General features: G+C 39.4%; 19 protein-coding genes and 2 tRNA genes. 10 read left to right on the forward strand and 11 right to left on the reverse strand.

Annotated elements, in window-relative coordinates; all coding sequences use genetic code 11:
* Genes PARC_RS07620 through PARC_RS07630 form a run of 3 tightly spaced genes read left to right on the forward strand, consistent with a single transcriptional unit; the run spans nt 1 to nt 3,265 of the window.
* A complete protein-coding gene (locus tag PARC_RS07620; RefSeq protein ID WP_010552607.1) occupies nt 1-801 on the forward strand; it encodes a F0F1 ATP synthase subunit delta in 801 nt (266 codons plus the stop codon).
* A complete protein-coding gene (locus tag PARC_RS07625) occupies nt 801-2,381 on the forward strand; it encodes an alternate F1F0 ATPase, F1 subunit alpha (protein ID WP_010552608.1) in 1,581 nt (526 codons plus the stop codon). The genes PARC_RS07620 and PARC_RS07625 overlap by 1 nt, the downstream gene beginning before the upstream one ends.
* A complete protein-coding gene (locus PARC_RS07630) occupies nt 2,378-3,265 on the forward strand; it encodes a F0F1 ATP synthase subunit gamma (protein ID WP_010552609.1) in 888 nt (295 codons plus the stop codon). Before PARC_RS07625 ends, PARC_RS07630 begins: the two co-directional genes overlap by 4 nt.
* 459 nt (nt 3,266-3,724) lie before the next feature.
* On the opposite strand, the gene PARC_RS07635 is transcribed toward PARC_RS07630, so the two are convergent.
* The 4 genes from PARC_RS07635 to PARC_RS07650 form a co-directional block, all read right to left on the reverse strand.
* A tRNA-Val gene (locus PARC_RS07635) sits at nt 3,725-3,801 on the reverse strand.
* 121 nt (nt 3,802-3,922) lie between these two features.
* A tRNA-Val gene (locus tag PARC_RS07640) sits at nt 3,923-3,999 on the reverse strand.
* Nucleotides 4,000-4,112: 113 nt separating this feature from the next.
* Nucleotides 4,113-5,177, reverse strand: a complete 1,065-nt coding sequence (locus tag PARC_RS07645) for a DUF3080 family protein (protein ID WP_010552610.1) — start codon at nt 5,175-5,177, stop codon at nt 4,113-4,115.
* Complete coding sequence (locus PARC_RS07650; protein ID WP_010552611.1) at nt 5,140-6,510, reverse strand: MATE family efflux transporter; 1,371 nt, start codon at nt 6,508-6,510, stop codon at nt 5,140-5,142. Before PARC_RS07650 ends, PARC_RS07645 begins: the two co-directional genes overlap by 38 nt.
* Nucleotides 6,511-6,638: 128 nt before the next feature.
* On the opposite strand from PARC_RS07650, the gene PARC_RS07655 reads away from it, so the two are divergent.
* Complete coding sequence (locus PARC_RS07655; RefSeq protein WP_007585130.1) at nt 6,639-7,265, forward strand: riboflavin synthase; 627 nt, start codon at nt 6,639-6,641, stop codon at nt 7,263-7,265.
* A 1-nt stretch (nt 7,266) separates the two neighbouring features.
* On the opposite strand, the gene PARC_RS07660 is transcribed toward PARC_RS07655, so the two are convergent.
* A complete protein-coding gene (locus PARC_RS07660) occupies nt 7,267-7,470 on the reverse strand; it encodes a CPXCG motif-containing cysteine-rich protein (RefSeq protein ID WP_008166246.1) in 204 nt (67 codons plus the stop codon).
* A gap of 103 nt (nt 7,471-7,573) precedes the next feature.
* The gene (locus tag PARC_RS07665; protein ID WP_010552612.1) at nt 7,574-8,446 is read right to left on the reverse strand and encodes a fructosamine kinase family protein; all 873 of its coding nucleotides are present in this window, start codon (nt 8,444-8,446) and stop codon (nt 7,574-7,576) included.
* A gap of 123 nt (nt 8,447-8,569) precedes the next feature.
* On the opposite strand from PARC_RS07665, the gene PARC_RS07670 reads away from it, so the two are divergent.
* From PARC_RS07670 to PARC_RS07685, 4 genes are all read left to right on the forward strand, one after another.
* Nucleotides 8,570-9,262, forward strand: a complete 693-nt coding sequence (locus PARC_RS07670; RefSeq protein WP_010552613.1) for a hypothetical protein — start codon at nt 8,570-8,572, stop codon at nt 9,260-9,262.
* Nucleotides 9,263-9,541: 279 nt separating this feature from the next.
* Nucleotides 9,542-10,327, forward strand: a complete 786-nt coding sequence (locus PARC_RS07675; RefSeq protein ID WP_007585117.1) for a hypothetical protein — start codon at nt 9,542-9,544, stop codon at nt 10,325-10,327.
* A gap of 100 nt (nt 10,328-10,427) precedes the next feature.
* The gene (locus tag PARC_RS07680) at nt 10,428-11,810 is read left to right on the forward strand and encodes an amidohydrolase (protein ID WP_010552614.1); all 1,383 of its coding nucleotides are present in this window, start codon (nt 10,428-10,430) and stop codon (nt 11,808-11,810) included.
* A 12-nt stretch (nt 11,811-11,822) separates the two neighbouring features.
* A complete protein-coding gene (locus PARC_RS07685) occupies nt 11,823-13,064 on the forward strand; it encodes an amidohydrolase family protein (protein WP_010552615.1) in 1,242 nt (413 codons plus the stop codon).
* 114 nt (nt 13,065-13,178) lie between these two features.
* On the opposite strand, the gene PARC_RS07690 is transcribed toward PARC_RS07685, so the two are convergent.
* Both PARC_RS07690 and cspD read right to left on the reverse strand, forming a co-directional pair.
* A complete protein-coding gene (locus tag PARC_RS07690) occupies nt 13,179-15,401 on the reverse strand; it encodes an NADP-dependent isocitrate dehydrogenase (RefSeq protein WP_010552616.1) in 2,223 nt (740 codons plus the stop codon).
* A gap of 525 nt (nt 15,402-15,926) precedes the next feature.
* Complete coding sequence (cspD, locus tag PARC_RS07695; protein WP_002962500.1) at nt 15,927-16,145, reverse strand: cold shock domain-containing protein CspD; 219 nt, start codon at nt 16,143-16,145, stop codon at nt 15,927-15,929.
* Nucleotides 16,146-16,354: 209 nt separating this feature from the next.
* Here cspD and clpS point away from each other — a divergent pair, with 209 nt between their 5' ends.
* Both clpS and clpA read left to right on the forward strand, forming a co-directional pair.
* Nucleotides 16,355-16,663: an ATP-dependent Clp protease adapter ClpS gene (clpS, locus tag PARC_RS07700; protein WP_007585109.1), complete on the forward strand. Its 309-nt coding sequence runs from the start codon at nt 16,355-16,357 to the stop codon at nt 16,661-16,663.
* Nucleotides 16,664-16,731: 68 nt separating this feature from the next.
* Nucleotides 16,732-18,993: an ATP-dependent Clp protease ATP-binding subunit ClpA gene (gene clpA / locus PARC_RS07705; RefSeq protein ID WP_007585108.1), complete on the forward strand. Its 2,262-nt coding sequence runs from the start codon at nt 16,732-16,734 to the stop codon at nt 18,991-18,993.
* A 214-nt stretch (nt 18,994-19,207) separates the two neighbouring features.
* Here clpA and infA read toward each other — a convergent pair whose 3' ends face one another.
* The 3 genes from infA to aat form a co-directional block, all read right to left on the reverse strand.
* The gene (gene infA, locus PARC_RS07710) at nt 19,208-19,426 is read right to left on the reverse strand and encodes a translation initiation factor IF-1 (protein ID WP_002962494.1); all 219 of its coding nucleotides are present in this window, start codon (nt 19,424-19,426) and stop codon (nt 19,208-19,210) included.
* Nucleotides 19,427-19,516: 90 nt separating this feature from the next.
* A complete protein-coding gene (locus PARC_RS07715) occupies nt 19,517-20,221 on the reverse strand; it encodes an arginyltransferase (protein WP_010552618.1) in 705 nt (234 codons plus the stop codon).
* Complete coding sequence (gene aat, locus PARC_RS07720) at nt 20,214-20,930, reverse strand: leucyl/phenylalanyl-tRNA--protein transferase (RefSeq protein ID WP_010552619.1); 717 nt, start codon at nt 20,928-20,930, stop codon at nt 20,214-20,216. Before aat ends, PARC_RS07715 begins: the two co-directional genes overlap by 8 nt.
* Nucleotides 20,931-21,012 lie beyond the last annotated feature (82 nt).

Here is a 21,012-nt window from a genome sequence, read left to right on the forward strand (position 1 = left end):
ATGCTAATTGATTGGTTTACAGTTGCAGCCCAAGTGGTTAATTTTTTAATTTTGGTGTGGTTACTAAAACGCTATTTATATAAACCAATTTTGCACGCTATTGATAAGCGAGAAGAGCGTATAGCCGCTGAGTTAGACGATGCTGAAACAAACCAAAATGAAGCACTGGCGGAGCGTGAAAAGTTTTTTCTGAAAAATGAAGAGTTTGAACAACAACGTACACAAAAGATGCAACAAGTAAGCGTGAGTGCTAAGCAAGCAGAGCAAACACTTATGTTAGAGGCGCAAAAAAGAGTCCAAAGCTGGGGCACTAAATATCAACAAAATATAGTAAAAGAGACTGATAATTTAAAGGAGTCTTTAAGTCGAAAAGTTAAGCAAGAGGTATTTGCTATTAGTCGCAAAACCTTAACTGAACTGGCATCAACAACTTTAGAACAACAAATATGTGAGGTGTTTACAGCGCGCTTATATAAGCTTGATGACGACAAAAAAACCACTTTAGCGCAGGCGCTAAGTACAAATAGTGAATTTGTACCTGCCTTAATTCAAAGTGCGTTTGAGCTAACTGAATCTCAGCGTTTAGCACTTAAGAATGCTATTAATACTGTGTTTTCAAAAGATATTACCATTAAATTCACCACCGATGAGAGCCTTATTAGCGGGATTGAGTTATGTGTCAATGGACAAAAGCTGGTGTGGAGTATTGACGATTACTTACAATCAATCGAGCAGGAAGTTGATATGTTACTAAAACAAAAAACAGCTCAGCCTACAACTTCTCAACCTGTTGATAAGTGATGAGTGACCTTAGCGAAAACACTCAAAATAAAAACACAAAAATACACAGTTTAACAAACGCGTTTGGTGATGTGTTTAAGCACATTCAGCAAGGGCTAAAAATAGTTAACTCACAATTGAACTTACATGAAGTTGGTATTATTACCAGTGTATCAACGGGTATTGCGAAGGTATCGGGATTACCTGGCGTTGGCTTTGAGGAACTAATTATATTTCCCGGTAATGTGCTTGGAATTGCGTTTAATATTGATGAAAAAGAAGTCGGTGTTGTGCTTTTAGGTGAATACGCCCACTTACAAGCTGGGGATGAAGTGCGCCGCAGTGGTCGTGTAATGGATGTAGCGGTTGGCAATGCGCTATTAGGGCGAGTGATAAACCCACTTGGCGAGGCACTAGACGGTGGAAGCGTTATACAAACCGAGCAGCGTTTACCTATAGAGCGTCCAGCTGCACCAATTATGGACCGCTCTCCTGTTACTACGCCTTTGCAAACCGGACTTATTGTAATCGATGCGATGATCCCAATAGGGCGAGGACAACGAGAGCTTATTTTAGGTGACAGGCAAACAGGTAAAACAGCTATAGCCATAGACACGATTTTAAATCAGCGAGAACAAAATGTAATTTGTATTTATTGCGCTATTGGTCAGCGGGCATCAACGGTCGCTAAATCAATAGCAATATTACGCGCGCAAAATGCAATGGCTTATACGGTTGTTGTTGCAACAGAGGGTAATGAGCCACCGGGCTTACAGTATATAGCGCCTTACGCTGCAACCAGTATTGCAGAATATTTTATGGAGCAAGGACGTGATGTACTTATTGTATATGACGATTTAACTAAGCACGCAAGAGCTTACCGCGAGTTGTCTTTGTTGTTACGACGACCGCCCGGACGAGAAGCATTTCCAGGGGATATTTTTTATATTCATTCACGATTACTAGAGCGTGCGACCCATTTAAATAAAGAACGTGGCGGTGGTTCCTTGACCGCACTCCCCATTATAGAGACCGAAGCTCAAAATATTTCAGCCTATATTCCAACTAATTTAATTTCGATTACCGACGGACAAATTTATTTATCACCCTCATTATTTGCTCTAGGTGTATTACCAGCCGTTGACGTTGGTAAGTCGGTTTCTCGTGTGGGCGGTAAAGCACAGCGTGCTGCGTTTCGTGCAGTTGCTGGCGATTTAAAGCTTGCATATGCTCAATTTGAAGAGCTAGAAACCTTTGCTCGTTTTGGTGCCCGACTTGATGATGATACACGGCGTATAATTGAACATGGACGGCGTATTCGAGCGAGCTTACATCAATCTGAATCATCACCTATGCCAGTGCCTGAGCAAATTATGCTATTACTCGCACTCAGTAATGGCTTTTTAGATTCGATTGAACTGCTAAAAATAAACGACGCAAAAAATATTCTTAAAAAAGCAGTTGCGCAGTTAGACGATACTTTGTGTGATAGATTTGATACCGCTAAAAGCTTAAGTGATGACGATCGACAAACAATTGTTGAGTTGGCTAAGCGCGCACTTGTTGATTTTGAGCCTGAAAAGAAGGCAATAACAACATGAGCAATAGTGCCGCTAATTTACGCCATAAAATAGCCAGTGCAAGTGATTTACAAGGCGTGGTAAAAACGATGAAGGCACTTGCTGCCTCGAGTATTGGGCAATATGAAAAATCGATTAGCTCATTGACCGATTACTACCGGGCAGTTGAGTTAGGATTAAGTGCGAGTTTGCGTGATGACATGTCATTTCAATTTTCACCACAACCCGAAAATATAAATGAAAGCAGAGTGGGTGTGATCATATTCGGCTCAGATCAAGGATTGGTAGGGCAATTTAATGAAAGTATTACCGACTTTGCAATTAAAGCGCTAAGTAACGAGACCCAGCCACCTCTAATTTGGGTAGTAGGCGCACGTGCTGCATCTCGACTTACCGATGCCGGCTTTAATTTAGTAAAAGTATACACAGTGCCAGTGAGTGTTCACGATATAGATACCTTAGTTAGGCAAATTCAAATAGACAGTGAATCAAGCTTAATTCTTAATCCTGGTTGCGGTGTATTGGTGTTTTATAATCAACCTAAACAAGGCGCGCTTTATGAATGTGTGTCTCAGCGATTACTCCCACTTGACGAGCAATGGCGAGATGATTTTAAAAATATTTTATGGCCAACTAAAGCTTTGCCAGAAGTACTCTGCAAGCACTCTACAACAATAAGAGCATTGATCCGCGAGTATATTTTTATTTCTCTTTATCGTGCATGTGCCGAGTCGTTAGTCAGCGAAAATAGCAGTCGTCTTGGCGCAATGCAACGCGCTGAAAAAAATATTGAAGAGCTACTTGATAAGCTTTCGAGTGAGTTTAATACTCTGCGTCAAAGTACCATTGACGAGGAGTTGAGTGATGTACTTGCAGGTTATGAATTACTAAATAAAATAGACTAGAGGCTGTTGATCTTAGAGGTTGAATTTGCAGCTCTATGTGTTTTTTTAATCAAAACATCGCCTATACAGTGCGGTTATTGACTCTTTGTAACTCGATTTTTACTTATTCTTACAAAAATGTAAGCCATTAGAGTAACGCAGAAGCCGCTACCGAGCCCAATAGGTTACAAATCGCGCACGATTACCCCCCTGTAAATTGAATGAATTTTAATCATGAAATGTCAACAAAACTCACAAGGATAATTTACAAGAAATAAAGCTATAACCTGGTTGTAAGGGATTGTTAATTAATGATTAACTGCTGAAGTTGAGTGTTCAATAGTGGGTAGTGCTTTTTCTTTGAGGTATTTTATTATTGTTGTGAACTGGTATGACTGAGTGGATTCGAACTGCTGACCCTTGGACCGGGTGATCAAGAGTGGGTAGTGCTTTTTCTTAGGTTTTTTTATTGCTTTGAATTGGTACGACTGAGTGGATTCGAACCACCGACCCCTACCATGTCAAGGTAGTGCTCTAACCAACTGAGCTACAGTCGTACAATTTTTGAGGTTTTACTTAAATTTTGATACGACTGAGTGGATTCGAACTACTGACCTTTGGACCGGGTGGTCAAGAGTAGGTAGTGCTCTTTCCTTCAATTATACGTTTCATTAATGTTGGTACGACTGAGTGGATTCGAACCACCGACCCCTACCATGTCAAGGTAGTGCTCTAACCAACTGAGCTACAGTCGTATTACTTTATTTAAGTAGGTGTTAATTGCTTAACAACGGCGGCTAATATATAGCGTGGCGGTTAGTGAATCAAGCAAGTTTGTTGTTTTTGAGTTTATTTGCCGTTTTTTTATTCATATTGGGCTTATTTCACACGTTTTATAAAATACTTGCCACCAAACCACATGTTTTTTAGCTGAGCTTTTTAGTAAGTTCAGTAAGTTACTTGTCGAGTCCGTTTTGACTAAGTTATTAATTTGAGGGCTTGAGATACTTTCGTTAAACCAAAGCTCATTATAAAGCGGTTGTAGTGCCTCTAGATAACCAGTTAACTGCGCTTGATAGGGCTGAATTTCTTTTAGGTAAAACTTTTGAAATACATTGCTTATGATTTTTGCGTTTTTATTATTTTTATCCTGAGGGCACAGCGTATTAAAGTTTAATGTTTTTACAAACTGCGTGGCGTTGTTATTTAACACTACCTGCTTGCGGACCGATTGAATGAGTACTTGGTTAAATTGAAATTTATTAAGCTGCTCGAGTGCACTAAAAATAGAATCACCATTAATTTCACTAAATTCTTTAGCCTTAATTTGTTGCTTAATGAGTACAAGTTGCTTTAGCGCAAGTACGGTATCACTAAAACCAGCAGGTTCAGTAGTAAGCTCGTTTGAAGTGAGTTGCCAGGTACGATTTAGCTCAGGCTCTTTAAATAACATGGTGTTAAAAAAGTGCATTAGGTGTGTTTCTTTGTAGTTTTTGGCTGCGAGTATTTTTGTGTAACTAGGACTATTTTTATCAAGCGTGTTTAAGCAAACCTGCGCACTTTTAATAAAGTTTATTTGATATTTTAATTGCCCAGCAGCGCTGGCGGTTTTTCCTAATTGGTTATTGTGCTCACTTATAAGCACGTTAAGCTTACATTGGCTAATGCCTGCAAGCTCAACAATGCTCAGTGTTAAGTCACTTTGTGCTATTGGGGTAGGCTGCAGTAAGGGGAGTTGCTTGAGTGGCGCAGGCTGTGTTGGGCTTGTATCAACTGTGCTACTTAAGCGTTCAATATAAGTAACGTTTATACTACTTTGTGGTTTGTTGCAGCCAGTAAGCGTTAAAAAATACATTACCAGCAAAGCAGCTGGTAATGTTTTAAGGCTGAGTTTATTAGTTTTGATTGAGTGAATCAATTTTAAGAAATTCATATTTTAGACGTTTTTTTACCGTTAGCATTAATAAAATAGCAGCGACACTAAGTCCCACTATTATCCCAGTCCAGAAACCGTGTGGCCCCATAGCTGGCACAATTATGTCTGTTCTTGCCAATACGTAACCTAAACAAAAGCCGATTAACCAATACGATATAAACGTAATATACGATATAGGCGTGGTGTATTTTAACCCTCGGAGTATGCCATTTGCTGCAACTTGAAGTGCATCAGGTAATTGGTAAATACACGCTAAAATCATAATTGATGAAGCCAATGCCATAACAGCGGGGCTGTCGGTATACAGTTGGCTAATTAAATCACGACCGGCAAACGTAATAAGCGCTAAAAATAACGCCACAGCAATGGCTAAAATATAGCTGGTAGAAACCGCAACTTTTAATTGAGTCATGTTCTTTTGGCCGTATAAGTTACCTATACGAATGCTAATAGCGATTGATAGGCTCAGCGGCATCATAAACAGCAATGTAGTTACACTGGCTGCTATTTGATGCCCCGATATAGCTACTGCACCTAAATGCGCTATAAATAGCGGTATACACGCAAATAAAGTGACTTCAAAAAAGGTGGCGAGTGAAATTGGTATACCTAACTTAGTAATAATACCAATGGTAGTGAAATTAGGTTTTTCGAATGATGAAAGCAGGCCTTTAGCATCTACTTTTTTACTCATTTGGCAGTAAGTGACTTGTGCTATTGCCATAACAGTTAAAACAATTGCAGTGGCAATGCCACAGCCCGCGCCGCCATAAGCAGGAAAACCAAATAAGCCATTTATGAAAATATAATTTACCGGAATATTAACAGCTAAACCTAATAGGCTTATGTAAAACGCGGGCTTGGTCATTCCCATACCTTCGGTAACGTTTCTGTATACCGTAAAAATTAAAAATCCAAATACACCCCATTTCACAAAGTGAATGTAGTCAATGGCAAGGTTTGCAATTGCAGGCGTTGTATCGAGCTTAAAAATAATAGCATCTGCTAAATGGGCAATTCCAAAGCCTGTAAAGCTCAAAATAGCGGTTAAATAAAGCGCTTGTTGAAAATAGTGGCTAATGCCTTTGCGGTCATCACTGCCCGAAAACTGCGCAATAATACCAGTAAGCGCTAATAAAATACCTTGAAGGCCAAGTAATAAAGGGTTCCATATTCCTGTTGCAATAGACAGTGCAGCTAAGTCAGTAGGGCTAACTTGGCCTGCCATAATTGTGTCGACGACCGACATTAAAATAAGTGTAACTTGCGCTAAAAAAACAGGTAAAGCGAGGGAAAGTAAACGCTTGGCTTCCCAATTGCAAAAGGTCATAAAAACAGCTAGTTGATAAAATAGGGCGTAATTGTAATCTATTGGGGTTTAAATAAAAATCACAGTAGTGAATGATTTTATGAGTTGATACGTTAAACTAGCACTTTGTAATAATTTAAAGTGATTTTATGTTTACAGGAATAGTGCAAACGCAAGCTACGGTGGTCTCTAAGACTCAAACAGACGGTGTTTTACGCTTAGTTGTATCGGTGAGCGATGAGTACGTTAAGCATTTAGATTTAGGCGCAAGTATTGCTATTAATGGCTGTTGTTTAACAGTTGTGCAAGTTGAGCTAAGTAATCACGATGTGGTAGCGCAAGTGCATTTTGATGTGATTGACGAAACCCTAAAGTTAACTAATTTAGGACTGCTTGAGCTAGGTAGTTTAGTTAATTACGAACGCTCTGTTACGTTTGGTACTGAGCTAGGTGGGCATATAGTGTCTGGGCATATTCATTGTACGTCACAAATTTCTCAAATAGTGAAGCTTGAGAACAACTGCAAAATACAACTCAGCTTGCCAAAAGAGTGGCAAAAGTATGTGTTATATAAAGGGTTTGTTGCGATAAATGGCGCAAGCTTAACCGTGGGCGAAGTTGATGAACAAGGTTTTTGGTTACACCTAATTCCGGAAACGCTCGCCATTACAAACATTGGTGCAGCGCAAGTGGGTGACAAGTTTAATATTGAAGTTGATCAGCAAACTTACACTATTGTAAATACGGTAGAAAACTACTTACGCCATCAGGCTTAAGTTAAAATATTTGTTCGTCGTCACTGTCTACGTGTAGCTCTAATTTATTGTTAGCATGATCTATATGCATATTTAAATGAATTGGGTTACAGCAGGCAGTGCAATCTTCTATGTAGTCTTGATCGCCCATGCTTGCGTCTAAGTCTAAATGTATGTGGTGTCCGCAGTGTGGGCACGTTATTCGTTGTGATAAAAAATCTTTCATAATCACTCCAGTTATAAATAATTAAGTTAGATTCAACTTAATCGCTTACAGATGAACGCCTACTTACTCATTAAATATAGTGCTGAAATGCAGCTTATGACACTTATTTTATACCTTCAAACACCAGTTTTTCTATATGTTGTTTAGCTTCAGTAAGATAGTGACCGGCAAAGATGTTAGCGTGATTTAAAATAGGGTATAGCTGGTATATTAACTTACGTTTTTCGTAATTTTGAGAAAGCGGGTAGTGCTGGTTATAGGCGCTATAAAAATCTTTTGGCAGTGGCGCAAATAGTTCGCTCATTGCAATATCCACTTCCCGATCACCATAATAACAAGCCGGGTTAAATACCGTTGGCTCTGCTTTTAAAAAGCCCATATTGCCTCGCCAAAAATCGCCATGCAGTAATGAAGGCTCAACTTGATGACTATGCAGCTGTTCTTTAACGGCATTAATTAAGCGCTCGGGTTCAATAAAGTTAATGCCTTTTTCAGCGAGTAACTGTAATTGCCACCCTATACGTTCTTCGGCGTAAAATACATCCCATTTTTTATGCCAGCGATTAGGTTGTATGGTAGAGGCTATATAGTTGTCTACATCAAAACCAAACATGGCTTGGTCGTGTTTTTGATGCATTTTAGCAAGGCTGCTTCCCATAGTTGCCCACGTGTTGTGGGGTTGTTTATCTAAAACAAGCCACTGTAAAACAATAAACGAAAACTCTATATTTGCACCGGTTGTAATACATTCAGGGACTTTAAAATTACTATTTTGCGCCAAAAGCTTTAAGCCAATAAATTCACTTTCTAAACGTTCAAGTTCGCTTTTTAATGCTATTTTAACGAAGAAGTTATGCGTACCATCGGTAACATAAAATAGTTTGTCGGTATTTGTGTTTTGTAATTGGCGTTTATAGGTGTGTTTAAAGTCAAAATTAATGGCTTGGCTGATGTGCTCATTTACTGTTTTCCACATAACAATTGCTCACCTTTTAAACAGATACTTAAACTATGGCAAAAAGGGATTAATTTAACAATCTAAACGTTGTAAAATTAATGACTATATTGAAAAAATTACACTTACTGTAGTGGAGTAAAAATGAACAAAAGTTTAATAACCAATTTGCTAGCGGGTTTATGTGTTGTTGTAGGTTTTATGTTTAACCAAGCAATTGTGTTATCTGTTGGTTTATTTGCACTTTCTGGCGCGGTAACTAATTTATTAGCGATTCATATGTTGTTCGAAAAGGTCCCGTTTTTATATGGCTCGGGTGTTATTGCGCTTAAGTTTGAAAGCTTTAAAGTAGCTATACGAAACCTAATATTAACGGAGTTTTTTTCAGAGCAAAAAATTAATAATTTACTCAATAAAGCGCAGCCCAACATCGATTTTGAGCCAATAATTAGCAATGTTGATTTAAACCCTGCATTCGACAATTTACTTGTCGTTATTGAAGAATCTCAGTTTGGTAGCATGTTAGGTATGTTTGGCGGCACAGCGGCAATAGAGCCAATGCGTGAAAAGTTTATTGAAAAAATGCAGCTGTCGCTTGGTGAGATTTCTCAAACTGACGATTTTAAAGCATTAGTAAGCCAAACACTCTCACAAGGTAATAGCGCAGAGAGCCTACATAAAACGGTGCTTAAACTAGTTGATGAGCGCTTAGATGAGCTTACCCCCAAAATGGTTAAAGAGATTATTCAAACCATGATCCGCGAGCACTTAGGCTGGCTTGTTGTTTGGGGTGGTGTGTTTGGTGGTTTATTTGGTTTAATAGCGGCCGTGATTTAAATATAGCTACTGATACCAATTAAAAAAACAATCATTTTATCGCATTAAATAGCGCAATTACTGCGTTAAAAATTGTTCGTGTACGAGTGCATGGATGCAGGAGGTAGAGCAATGCAGGGAGCAATTAGTGATAGCAACTACACGTTATAATTTCGCCTTGTTATTGCGCTACTTTATTAGCGCAATAATAGATTACTAATTTAATGTAATTGGTATGACTTATTTTTTCAGGCTGTTATTATCGCCCCCATAATTTAGTCGTGTTTTTTAGGAGCAACGGTGAGCAAAACGTTAGCCAGTTATTATCAGCAAGCATACGCTTGCGATCAGCAGCATTTTAACCAGTGTTTTTATTGTGGCTGTGAAGCGACAGAGCGCGACCATTGTCCGCCGCTGCATATGCTACAAAGCATTGTTGATTTAGGTGAAGAAGCTGATTTTATATCTATTCCTGCGTGTTATGAGTGTCATGCACTTTTACATAACGAAAGGCTGATGACGATTGATGAGCGTTTCACTAAAATGAAGAAAAAGCTTGCCACTAAATACGCAAAACCTCTGCGTGTTTATAACATGTGGGAAGAAAACGAACTTGGCGACATGAGCGATGAGTTTGCCCATAGTATTCAAGCGGGTATGAAATTAGGAAAAGAAGCCGCTGAGCGTTTAGCGTTTACTGGTTTTAGCTATGCCACAGAAGATGCCAAAGTAGCAGTACGTGAAAAAACAAAAGAGTTTGATGTAGAAGGCATGATATTTACCGACTTTAAAGAGGCGCTAAATTACTGCATTAATGATTTAAACGTACAAAAAAGTGACTTTTATAAAATTTTGGTTGAAGACTACCAAGGGGATTTTAATAAAGCGCTAAGCCAGTATCGTCACCGTCATGACAAAGTGACAGCGGCTAAAGACGGTAATACAATTATTAAAGATTTTTCTAAGCTACATAAGCAAAACTCTGATTTTGTAACGCGTACGGTAAAGCACTTTATAAGCAAAGACCCCTCGCTTACAACCGAAGGTGCGCTTGAAAAGTTGTATAACAATTATATAAAGAAATAATTACAGATATTCATCTTAATTAACTGCGTTTTCACCTGTTTTTTTGGCTTTATTCCTTAGCTTTCGCTAAAGTAGCAAAAAAACAGGAGATCCAAACAACATGCAAAAATTTGCACCTTCTTTATTAGCAGTTGGCTTAGCTGCTGCACTTGTAGGTTGCCAAGAAAACGGCCCGCAAGACGATAAAATAACAATCAACAAAAATCCTTACCCAAGCACTTATCAGCCCGTTTCTACATCAAGCACACTTATTACAAATGCAACAGTACTTACAGGTACTGGTGAGCGTTTAGATGAAGCTGATGTATTACTTGTTGACGGCAAAGTACAACAAGTTGGTAAAGACTTAACTGCTACTGCTGATGTTACAATTGATGCACAAGGCAAATGGGTAACACCGGGTATTATTGACGTACATTCACATTTAGGTGCTTATCCAAGCCCTTCGGTTGAGTCGCATCAAGATGGTAACGAAATGACAAGCCCTAACACTGCAGAAGTGTGGGTTGAGCATTCTGTTTGGCCACAAGATCCTGGCTTTAATCGCGCACGCGAAGGCGGCATTACTTCTCTACAAATTTTACCAGGCTCAGCTAACTTATTTGGTGGCCGCGGCGTTACGCTTAAAAACGTACCTGCACACACTATGCAAGGCATGAAATTTCCAGAAGCACCCTATGGTTTAAAAATGGCGTGTGGTGAAAATCCTAAACGTGTTTATGGTCGTCAAGGTGTATTGCCTTCTACCCGTATGGGTAATATGGCGGGTTACCGTATGGCGTGGGCTGAAGCCGCTGAGTACAAACGTGCGTGGGATAAATACGATGCCGATTATGAAGCAGGTTTAAACCCAGAAGCACCAGTACGTGATATTAAACACGATACGCTTCGTGGTGTGCTTGAGGGCGAAGTACGTATTCATAATCATTGTTATAAAGCTGAAGAAATGGCAATGATGATTGACCTGTCAAAAGAATTTAATTACGACGCGGGTACTTTTCACCACGGTGTAGAAGCATATAAAATTGCTGACCTACTTGCTGAGAATGGCTCGTGTGCTGCACTTTGGCCAGACTGGTGGGGTTTTAAAATGGAAGCCTACGACATGGTTCAAGAAAACGTAGCTATTGTTGATGCTGTTAAAAATTCATGTGCAGTTGTTCACTCAGATTCAGATACTACTATTCAGCGCTTAAACCAAGAAGCTGGCAAGGTTATGTACCGTGCTAACGAAAACGGTTTTGATATTTCTGAGCAACACGCTATTAAATGGATCACGGCTAACGCTGCTAAGTCGTTAGGTATTGATGACAAAACAGGTTCACTAGAAGCGGGTAAGCAGGGCGATGTGGTTATTTGGAATCAAAGCCCATTTAGTGTTTATGCTAAAGCTGAACAAGTGTTTGTTGATGGTGCAAAAGTTTACGATAGAAACGACAGCGCGTATCAAGCAACAAGTGATTTTATGTTAGGTCAACAATAAGGAGCACCCAGAATGAAAAATTTATCACGTTCGTTTTCGCTTTCTCTGGTTGCTGCAGGATTATTAGCATCTGGTGCTGTAAGCGCACAATCGCTAGCAATTATTAATGCAACATTGCATACGTCATCTGATCAAGGTGTATTAGAAGCAGCAAGTATTGTAATGACAGATGGTAAAATCACAGCGATTAACCCAACTGAAATTAAAGTAGATCAAATTATTGATGCAAAGGGCCAAATTGTAACCCCTGGCTTTATTGCAAGTATTAATCAACTTGGTTTAGTTGAAGTAAGTGCAGTTGCAGGTTCTCGCGATGCAGGCGAGGAAAAAGCCGGTATTGATTTTGACGTAAGTCTTGCTTACAACGCACATTCGAGCTTAATTCCTTACGCTCGTAAAGGCGGTGTAACACGCGATGTCATTACCCCTCATGGTGGTGATAGCATTTTTTCAGGCCTTGCGAGTGTTGTTGATTTAAGTGGTAGTTTTGACAGCGACATGCAAAAACAAGCGGCTTTAATTGTTTACTTAGGTGAGCGCAGTAAAGGCTCTCGTGCTTTTACTTTGCAAACACTGATTAATAAACTTGATGAGCACAAAACTAAAGCTGGTAAAAAAGCTAAAAAAGATGACGACAAGCCAAGTACTGAAGACAAAGTAATGGCAAAAGTACTCAGTGGCGAAATGCCATTAGTGGTTGGCGTATCACGTGCGGCAGATATTATTGAGCTTATTAAAGTAAAAGAGCAATTTGGTATTAACTTAGTACTTAACGGCGCACAAGACGCTGTTGTAGTAAAAGAGCGCGTTGCTAAAGCAAATATCCCAGTAATTATTAGTGCAATGGACAGCTTACCAGCAAGTTTTGATTCGCTTCATGCGAGTTTAGATAATGCAGGTGTGCTAGAAAAAGCAGGCGTTAAAGTACTATTAACGGTAGGCGGCGATGCAAGTCACAACATTTACCAGTTACGTTTTGATGCTGGTAATGCAGTATCGTATGGTATGAGCCAAGAGGGCGCGTTAAAAGCGGTTACATCAAACGTTGCTGATGTATTTGGTATTAATGCAGGTAGTCTTGAAGTAGGTAAAGCTGCTGATGTAGTAATGTGGAGTAATGACCCGTTTGAACTAAGCAGCCACGTGAGCAAAATGTTTATTAATGGGGTTGAGGTATCTACACAATCTCGCCAAGATAAACTGCGTGACCGTTATACAACTGATTCAAAAATGCCACGTGCTTATACAAAATAGTATTACCTACTATTTTTTTAGGTAAAAGAAAAGGCTGCAACTGCAGCCTTTTTTATGGTTACAAAAAAGCCGCTTACTTTTACAAGTAAGCGGCTTTTAAATTTAAACTAATATTTATACTAATTTAGCAAGAATATCGTTAAATGTAGTGCTTGGACGCATCGCTTTAAAGGCTGCATCATCGTTAGGCTGGAAGTAACCGCCTAAATCAACTGCAGGGCCTTGCGCATCGTTAAGTTCACTTACGATTTGTTCTTTATTAGACTCAAGGTCGCTAGCAATTTGAGTAAACTGTGTTTTAAGTTCACTGTCATCATTTTGCTTAGCAAGTTCTTGTGCCCAGAATAAAGATAGGAAGAAATGAGAACCACGGTTATCAATTTCTTTCACTTTACGTGAAGGAGACTTGTTTTCTGCAAGGAAAGTACCAGTCGCTTTATCTAGTGTATCAGCAAGAACTTGTGCCTTGTTGTTACCCGTAGTTACGCTTAAGTGCTCAAGAGATGCAGCAAGTGCTAAAAATTCACCTAAAGAATCCCAACGTAAGTGGTTTTCTTTTTCGAATTGTTGAACATGCTTAGGTGCAGAACCACCTGCGCCAGTTTCAAATAATCCACCACCGTTCATAAGTGGAACAATTGAAAGCATTTTAGCACTCGTACCTAGCTCTAAAATTGGGAATAAATCTGTAAGGTAATCACGTAAAACGTTACCTGTTACAGAAATAGTATCTTTACCTTCTTTAATACGCGCTAGTGAGAACAACGTTGCTTCAAGCGGTGTTAAAATTTGAATATCTAGGCCAGCTGTATCGTGATCTGGTAGGTATTTATTTACTTTTTTGATTAGCTCTGCATCATGTGCACGGTTTTCGTCTAACCAGAAAATAGCTGGAACGCCTGTTGCGCGTGCACGATTTACTGCAAGCTTAACCCAATCTTGGATTGGTGCGTCTTTAACCTGACACATGCGCCAAATATCGCCTTGCTCAACACTGTGCTCAAGTAATGTATTACCATTTGCATCAACAACACGGATAGAACCGTCAGCTTTAGCTTCAAACGTTTTATCGTGTGAACCGTATTCTTCAGCTTTTTGAGCCATAAGGCCAACGTTAGGTACGCTACCCATAGTTGTTGGATCAAACGCGCCATTCACTTTACAAAAATCAATAGTTGCTTGGTAAATACCTGAGTAACAACGATCTGGAATTACAAAGCTAGTGTCTTGTAACTTACCATCGTTATTCCACATTTGACCGCTTGAACGGATTGCAGCAGGCATAGAAGCATCGATGATCACGTCACTTGGTACGTGTAGGTTTGTAATGCCGCGGTCAGAATCAACCATAGCAATAGCAGGGCGGCTAGCGTAAACAGCTTGAATGTCTGCTTCGATTTCTTCGCGCTTAGCATCGTCTAATGTTTGAATTTTAGAATATACATCGCCTAAACCATTATTTACATCAACACCTAGCTCTTCAAAAAGCTCACCGTGTTTAGCAAATACATCTTTGTAGAATACTTTTACAGCGTGACCAAAGATAATTGGATCAGATACTTTCATCATTGTCGCTTTCATGTGAAGCGAGAATAAAACACCTTTTTCTTTAGCAGCGTCAATTTCAGCAGCTAAGAAAGCTTGAAGCTTAGAAGCGCTGATGCTTGATGCATCAATAACTTCGCCAGCTAAAAGAGGCGTGCTTTGTTTAAGTACAGAAACGTCGCCGTTAGTTGCAACATGTTCAATACGTACATCAGTGGCTGTATCAACAGTTACTGACTTTTCTGAACCAAAGAAGTCGCCTTCGCTCATGCTTGCAACATAAGACTCTGAATCTTTGCTCCACGCACCCATTGAATGCGGGTTGTTACGTGCATATTCTTTTACAGAACCTGGTGCGCGACGATCTGAGTTACCTTCACGTAGTACTGGGTTTACTGCACTGCCTTTGATTTTGTCGTAAGCAGCTTGAATTGCTTTTTCTTCATCATTTTTAGGTTCAACAGGGTATTCTGGAAGAGCGTAACCTTTTGCTTGAAGCTCTTTAATTACAGCGCGAAGCTGTGGTACAGATGCACTGATGTTTGGTAATTTGATGATGTTTGCTTCTGGTGTTTTAGCAAGCTCGCCAAGTTCAGCAAGTGCATCACCAATGCGTTGTTCTTGTGTTAAATAATCAGGGAAGCTAGCAATTACACGACCTGCTAATGAGATATCGCGAGTTTCAACTTCAACACCGGCCGCATTTGTATATGCTTGGATGATCGGTAGCAACGAGTAAGTTGCTAGTGCCGGAGCTTCGTCCGTTTTTGTATAGATAATTTTTGATGTCATCATCATTCCTAGATAGTAGACCGAAAAGGTCTTATTCAACAATGCAAAGAAAATCATTACTAATGAGTGAGTACATATTATTAAACAAGTTAATGAATACATACGCTCGTAATGAATAGTTTGTTAGGTGTTGGTACTCAGCGTTGCTCTTTTATAAAAGCAGAATAGTCACACCTGACGAACTGGAATTGTATTTATAGCTAAAAAATTAACAAAAATAAATCAGCCTTTAGCCTAGTACATATAAAAGAGGCGACAAGTTGGATTAGTTGCTGCGTTAATACGCAATTTTTAGCACCAAGAGTGTAACAAGCTTAAATAAAAAGGGCTAGAGGTTGAGCATGCCCAATAAGCAGTTAAACAATCAACTCTTAGAACATTGGGGTATATAAAATAAATTCAAGGAAAAGGGTTGAATTTGAATGAAAAGAGGCAATAAATAGGGGAGAAGAGATAAGTTAGTATGCTTAAGGAATTAAGCGAGGATCTTAAAAGGTCACTCGCTTTAGTCGAACAAAACAATAGTCACTCAATAATGTCACCATCTGGGGCAATATTTTTAGCGTGTAGACCTTTAGGTCCTTGTTCTAATTCGAATGTTACATCTTGACCAGCTTTAAGCGTTTTATAACCGTCCATTACAATTGTTGAGTAATGAGCGAAAATATCATTCTCGCAGCCGTCTTCTACGATGAAACCAAAACCTTTAGCGTTGTTGAACCATTTAACTTTACCGCAAGCCATACTTCTACATCCTTCAATAAGTTGACTAATTTAGTTATTCTAAATTGTATTATTTGCTAGACTGACTAAGGTTTAATCAATCTACGTTTGACTGTAGTTTATTTAGCCAACCAGTCAAGTGTTTTGAGTTATTTTTTTAACATTTTATTTATTTTTTATTCAAGTTTGCTTGAGTTACAAAGACAAGACTATATTTAATTATGAGTGGTATGAAAGATTCAGGTGTTATCGATACAGTTCGCGACAGCGAAAAGCAAAAGCTACAGCCGCCGCGAAAATATAAAGTTGTTTTAAATAACGACGACTACACGCCGATGGACTTTGTAATAGAAGTTTTAACGACGTTTTTTAATATGGATAGCGATAGAGCAACCGACGTGATGCTTCAGGTTCATGAAAAAGGTAAGGGTATATGTGGTGTTTACAGCGCCGACGTAGCCCACACCAAAGCTGAACAAGTTAACCGCTACGCGCGTGATAACGAGCATCCACTGCTTTGTAGTTGTGAGCAGGAATAAATACCAATTAGGGTGATCAAACATCCGATTGTTGTGGTATAAATTATTATCTCAGTAAGGGGTTGCCAATGCTAAACAAAGACTTAGAACTCACATTAAATGCCGCGTTTCGTGAAGCGCGCACTCGCCGTCATGAGTTTATGACCGTAGAGCACCTTTTACTTGCGCTGTTAGATAATCCTTCTGCAGGAGAAGCCCTAAACGCGTGTGGTGTTAATATTTCTGGTTTAAAAACCGAATTATTAGAATTTATTGACGAAACAACACCCGTCATTCCAGATTTAGAAGAAGAGCGTGAAACTCAGCCAACACTTGGCTTTCAACGTGTATTACAACGCGCTGTGTTCCATGTGCAATCGTCAGGTAAAAATGAAGTCACTGGCGTGAATGTGCTAGTTGCTATTTTTTCTGAGCAAGAAAGCCAAGCTGTATATTTACTTAAAAAGCATGATGTATCGCGTTTAGACATCGTTAACTTTATTTCGCATGGTATTTCTAAAGCAGATGATGAATTAGGCAACGACAGCGACGATATTCATGATGAAGTGCAAGAAGTTCAAAATGAAGAAGCAAGCAAGCTAGACAGCTTTACAACTAACTTAAACGTTCAAGCTCGTGAAGGTAACATTGATCCACTGATCGGACGCGACAGCGAAGTAGAGCGCACGGTACAAGTATTGTGTCGTCGTAAAAAGAATAACCCATTACTTGTTGGTGAAGCGGGCGTTGGTAAAACAGCAATTGCTGAAGGCTTAGCGTATCGCATTGTTAATAAGCAAGTACCAGAAGTAATTGCAGATGCTGTTGTGTACTCGCTAGATATGGGTGCATTGCTTGCGGGTACTAAATACCGCGGCGACTTTGAAAAGCGCTTTAAAAGCTTACTAAAAGAGCTGCAAGCTGAGCCAGGCTCTATTTTATTTATTGATGAAATACATACCATAATCGGTGCCGGCGCGGCGTCTGGTGGTGTTATGGACGCATCAAACTTGCTTAAACCACTCCTTTCAAGTGGTAAGCTACGTTGTATGGGGTCAACAACTTACAATGAGTATAAAAATATTTTTGAGAAAGACCGTGCACTAGTACGTCGCTTTCAAAAAATTGATGTACTTGAGCCAAGTGTTGCCGATACCACTAAAATATTAAATGGCTTAAAAGAGCGTTACGAAGAGCACCATGGTATTCGTTACACTCAAAAAGCACTAAAAGCAGCTGCAGAGCTCAGTGCTAAATACATTAATGAGCGTCACTTGCCAGATAAAGCAATTGATGTAATTGATGAAGCCGGTGCAAGTCAGCGCCTGCAACCTAGCTCTAAACGTAAAAAAACCATTGGCGTGGCAGATATAGAACTAATTATATCTAAAATGGCACGTATCCCAGCGCAAAGCGTCTCGTCGACAGATAAAGAAACGCTTAAAAACTTAGACCGTAACCTTAAAATGCTCGTGTTTGGGCAAGATCAATCTATTGATGCGCTTACATCAGCTATTCGCTTATCTCGCTCTGGTTTATCGAGCGAAGAAAAACCAGTGGGTTCGTTCTTGTTTGCAGGGCCTACCGGTGTGGGTAAAACAGAAGTAACTAAGCAACTTGCTAAATGTATGGGTGTTGAGTTTATTCGTTTTGATATGTCGGAATATGTAGAACGCCATGCAATTAGTCGATTAATTGGTGCTCCACCAGGGTATGTTGGTTTTGAGCAAGGTGGTTTATTAACAGAAGCAGTTATTAAAAATCCACATGCTGTTGTACTTTTAGATGAGATTGAAAAAGCGCATCCAGACATTTACAACATTTTGCTACAGGTTATGGATCACGGTACGTTGACCGATAATAACGGCCGTAAAGCTGACTTTAGAAATGTAGTGGTTGTAATGACTACCAATGCGGGCGTACAAGAAACTACGCGTAAGTCGATTGGTTTTACAGAGCAAGATCATACGCACGATGCAATGGGTGCAATTAATAAAGTATTTTCACCAGAATTTAGAAACCGTTTAGATAACATCATTTGGTTTAATCACCTTGAACGTGAAGTTATTTTACTGGTGGTTGATAAGTTTATTGTGGAACTGCAAGCGCAGCTTGATAAAAAATCAGTTAACCTTGAGCTTACGTCTAAAGCACGTGAGTGGTTGGCAGATAAAGGCTACGATAAAGCAATGGGTGCACGTCCAATGGCACGTGTTATTCAAGAAGAGCTTAAAAAGCAATTAGCTAACGAAATACTGTTTGGTGAACTTGTTGATGGCGGTACGGTTAAAGTATCAGTTAAAGACAAGAAGATTCGCTTTGATTACGAGAGTAATTTAACACCAGCGTAAAACGTTAATTAAATAATTTAGTTAAATAAAATGGCCCGCTACATAATAGCGGGCCATTTTTTTTGCCCTTTTTATAGGCAACAAAAAACCCAGCAAAAACTGGGCTTTTTGTTTATTAAATGTAATTGCTAGTCAATGTCTATCAATTACATTTAATAAACGCTTAAAGCTAGTAAAACACTAGCCAAAAACTAAATCTCGTTTACGCACTTACTTAGCGAGCACGGAATACGATACGACCCTTTGATAAATCGTAAGGAGTCATTTCTACCGTTACTTTATCGCCGGTTAAAATACGGATATAGTTTTTGCGCATTTTGCCTGAAATATGAGCCACAACTACGTGACCATTTTCTAGCTCAACTCGGAACATTGTATTTGGTAAAGTATCAAGGACTGTCCCTTGCATTTCGATTACGTCTTCTTTCGCCATGTTTAGCGTAACACCTCTTTAATAGTTAAACGCTGCAGATTTTGCCCAAAATACTCCAATAAGTAAAGGCGCAGGGGCTATATTTGCAAATTAAATAGCCACCCACTCATCATTGAGCTGTTTTTGAGCAGGTAAAAACTGAGTTTTGTACTTCATTTTGTCGCATTCATCAATTTGATAGCCCAAGTACACGTATTGCTTATTTTGCTCTTTTGCAAACTTTAGCTGCTCTAATATCATCACAGAGCCTAAACTATAGTGTTCAAAGTCGGGGTCAAAAAAGGTATAAATTGCAGAAATAGCGCTATTCATACAATCAGTTACGGCAACTGCGACTAAAGTATCTTGGTGCCACAGTTCAATAAATGTGATCTTGAGCCAACTACAAAGCAAAAAACTTTGAAACTGTTCTTTTTCAGGAGGATACATACTTCCATCCTGATGACGCATCGTTATGTACTTGCTATAAAGTGGATAGTACTCAGGTCGCTCTTGCGTTGAATATTTTACCTCAAACTGTGTTTTTGCTTTGTTTAGTTTACGTTTTTGCGATTTTGAGGGCATAAAGTCTTGTGCTAATACACGTACAGAACTACATGCGCTGCATATTGGGCAGTGCGGACGGTATATTTGGTTACCACTGCGACGAAATCCCAAGCCTAATAATGACTCAAATTTATCGGTGCTGTAGCAACTGGGATCAAGAATAACTAAAAGTTGCTCTTGTCTGTTGGGTAAATAACTACAGTCAAACTCTTGGGTTAAACCAACACGTGCAGGAAGTTGCTCATTCATAGATTGCGTCAAGTTCTTGTGGCTCCCACATAATAGGGTTAACAGTATAGTTATGTGCAGCTTTTAGTTTAGTCAAAAATGTGGAACGGGGGATTACTTGTGCACCTAGGGTCATTAAATAAGGGTTTTCTAACTGGCAATCAATAAAATGTGCATTATGGCGTTTAAGCCAATTTACCAGTGCCCACATAGCAAGCTTAGAACAATTGGTTTGATGATGAAACATAGACTCGCCACAAAAAACACCATTTTGCATAATGCCGTATAAGCCACCTGCAAGCTCTCCGTTACTCCACACCTCTAAACTATGTGCAATGCCAGCATTGTGTGCATTAACGTAAGCGTCGAGCATGTCAGAGGTGATCCAAGTGCCATCGGTATCAAGGCGTTGATCGCGACAGGCTTCTATCACCTCTTCAAAGGCATTATTAATGGTTACTCTTACAGGGTGCTTTTTTAAATGCTTACGCAGGCTCTTACTTATATGAAAATCATTAAGCTCAAAAATGCCTCGCTCGCTGGGAGACCACCACATAATAGGCTCATCTTCACTAAACCAAGGGAATACTCCGCTTTTGTAGGCATTACTTAGGCGAGGTAAACTCAAATCTCCGCCAATTGCTAACAAGCCATCAGGGGATTCTAATGCGTATTCCGGATTGGGGAATGCTATATCGTTTTCGCTTAATTGGTATAGCTGATTTCTCATACAGTACTTATTTTATAATTGATCTTAAAAGTGTAACTATATTTTAGGCATAAAAAAAGGGCTGAATAATCAGCCCTATAAT

It is taken from the genome of Pseudoalteromonas arctica A 37-1-2, from assembly GCF_000238395.3.
Lineage (GTDB): Bacteria > Pseudomonadota > Gammaproteobacteria > Enterobacterales > Alteromonadaceae > Pseudoalteromonas > Pseudoalteromonas arctica.

Excerpts from the sequence above, each read along its gene's own strand:
- PARC_RS07620 (WP_010552607.1), top strand. The coding sequence starts at position 1 with ATGCTAATTGATTGGTTTACAGTTGCAGCCCAAGTGGTTAATTTTTTA.
- PARC_RS07625 (WP_010552608.1), top strand. The coding sequence starts at position 801 with ATGAGTGACCTTAGCGAAAACACTCAAAATAAAAACACAAAAATACAC.
- PARC_RS07630 (WP_010552609.1), top strand. The coding sequence starts at position 2,378 with ATGAGCAATAGTGCCGCTAATTTACGCCATAAAATAGCCAGTGCAAGT.
- PARC_RS07645 (WP_010552610.1), bottom strand. The coding sequence starts at position 5,177 with ATGAATTTCTTAAAATTGATTCACTCAATCAAAACTAATAAACTCAGC.
- PARC_RS07650 (WP_010552611.1), bottom strand. The coding sequence starts at position 6,510 with ATGACCTTTTGCAATTGGGAAGCCAAGCGTTTACTTTCCCTCGCTTTA.
- PARC_RS07655 (WP_007585130.1), top strand. The coding sequence starts at position 6,639 with ATGTTTACAGGAATAGTGCAAACGCAAGCTACGGTGGTCTCTAAGACT.
- PARC_RS07660 (WP_008166246.1), bottom strand. The coding sequence starts at position 7,470 with ATGAAAGATTTTTTATCACAACGAATAACGTGCCCACACTGCGGACAC.
- PARC_RS07665 (WP_010552612.1), bottom strand. The coding sequence starts at position 8,446 with ATGTGGAAAACAGTAAATGAGCACATCAGCCAAGCCATTAATTTTGAC.
- PARC_RS07670 (WP_010552613.1), top strand. The coding sequence starts at position 8,570 with ATGAACAAAAGTTTAATAACCAATTTGCTAGCGGGTTTATGTGTTGTT.
- PARC_RS07680 (WP_010552614.1), top strand. The coding sequence starts at position 10,428 with ATGCAAAAATTTGCACCTTCTTTATTAGCAGTTGGCTTAGCTGCTGCA.
- PARC_RS07685 (WP_010552615.1), top strand. The coding sequence starts at position 11,823 with ATGAAAAATTTATCACGTTCGTTTTCGCTTTCTCTGGTTGCTGCAGGA.
- PARC_RS07690 (WP_010552616.1), bottom strand. The coding sequence starts at position 15,401 with ATGACATCAAAAATTATCTATACAAAAACGGACGAAGCTCCGGCACTA.
- cspD (WP_002962500.1), bottom strand. The coding sequence starts at position 16,145 with ATGGCTTGCGGTAAAGTTAAATGGTTCAACAACGCTAAAGGTTTTGGT.
- clpS (WP_007585109.1), top strand. The coding sequence starts at position 16,355 with ATGAAAGATTCAGGTGTTATCGATACAGTTCGCGACAGCGAAAAGCAA.
- clpA (WP_007585108.1), top strand. The coding sequence starts at position 16,732 with ATGCTAAACAAAGACTTAGAACTCACATTAAATGCCGCGTTTCGTGAA.
- infA (WP_002962494.1), bottom strand. The coding sequence starts at position 19,426 with ATGGCGAAAGAAGACGTAATCGAAATGCAAGGGACAGTCCTTGATACT.
- PARC_RS07715 (WP_010552618.1), bottom strand. The coding sequence starts at position 20,221 with ATGAATGAGCAACTTCCTGCACGTGTTGGTTTAACCCAAGAGTTTGAC.
- aat (WP_010552619.1), bottom strand. The coding sequence starts at position 20,930 with ATGAGAAATCAGCTATACCAATTAAGCGAAAACGATATAGCATTCCCC.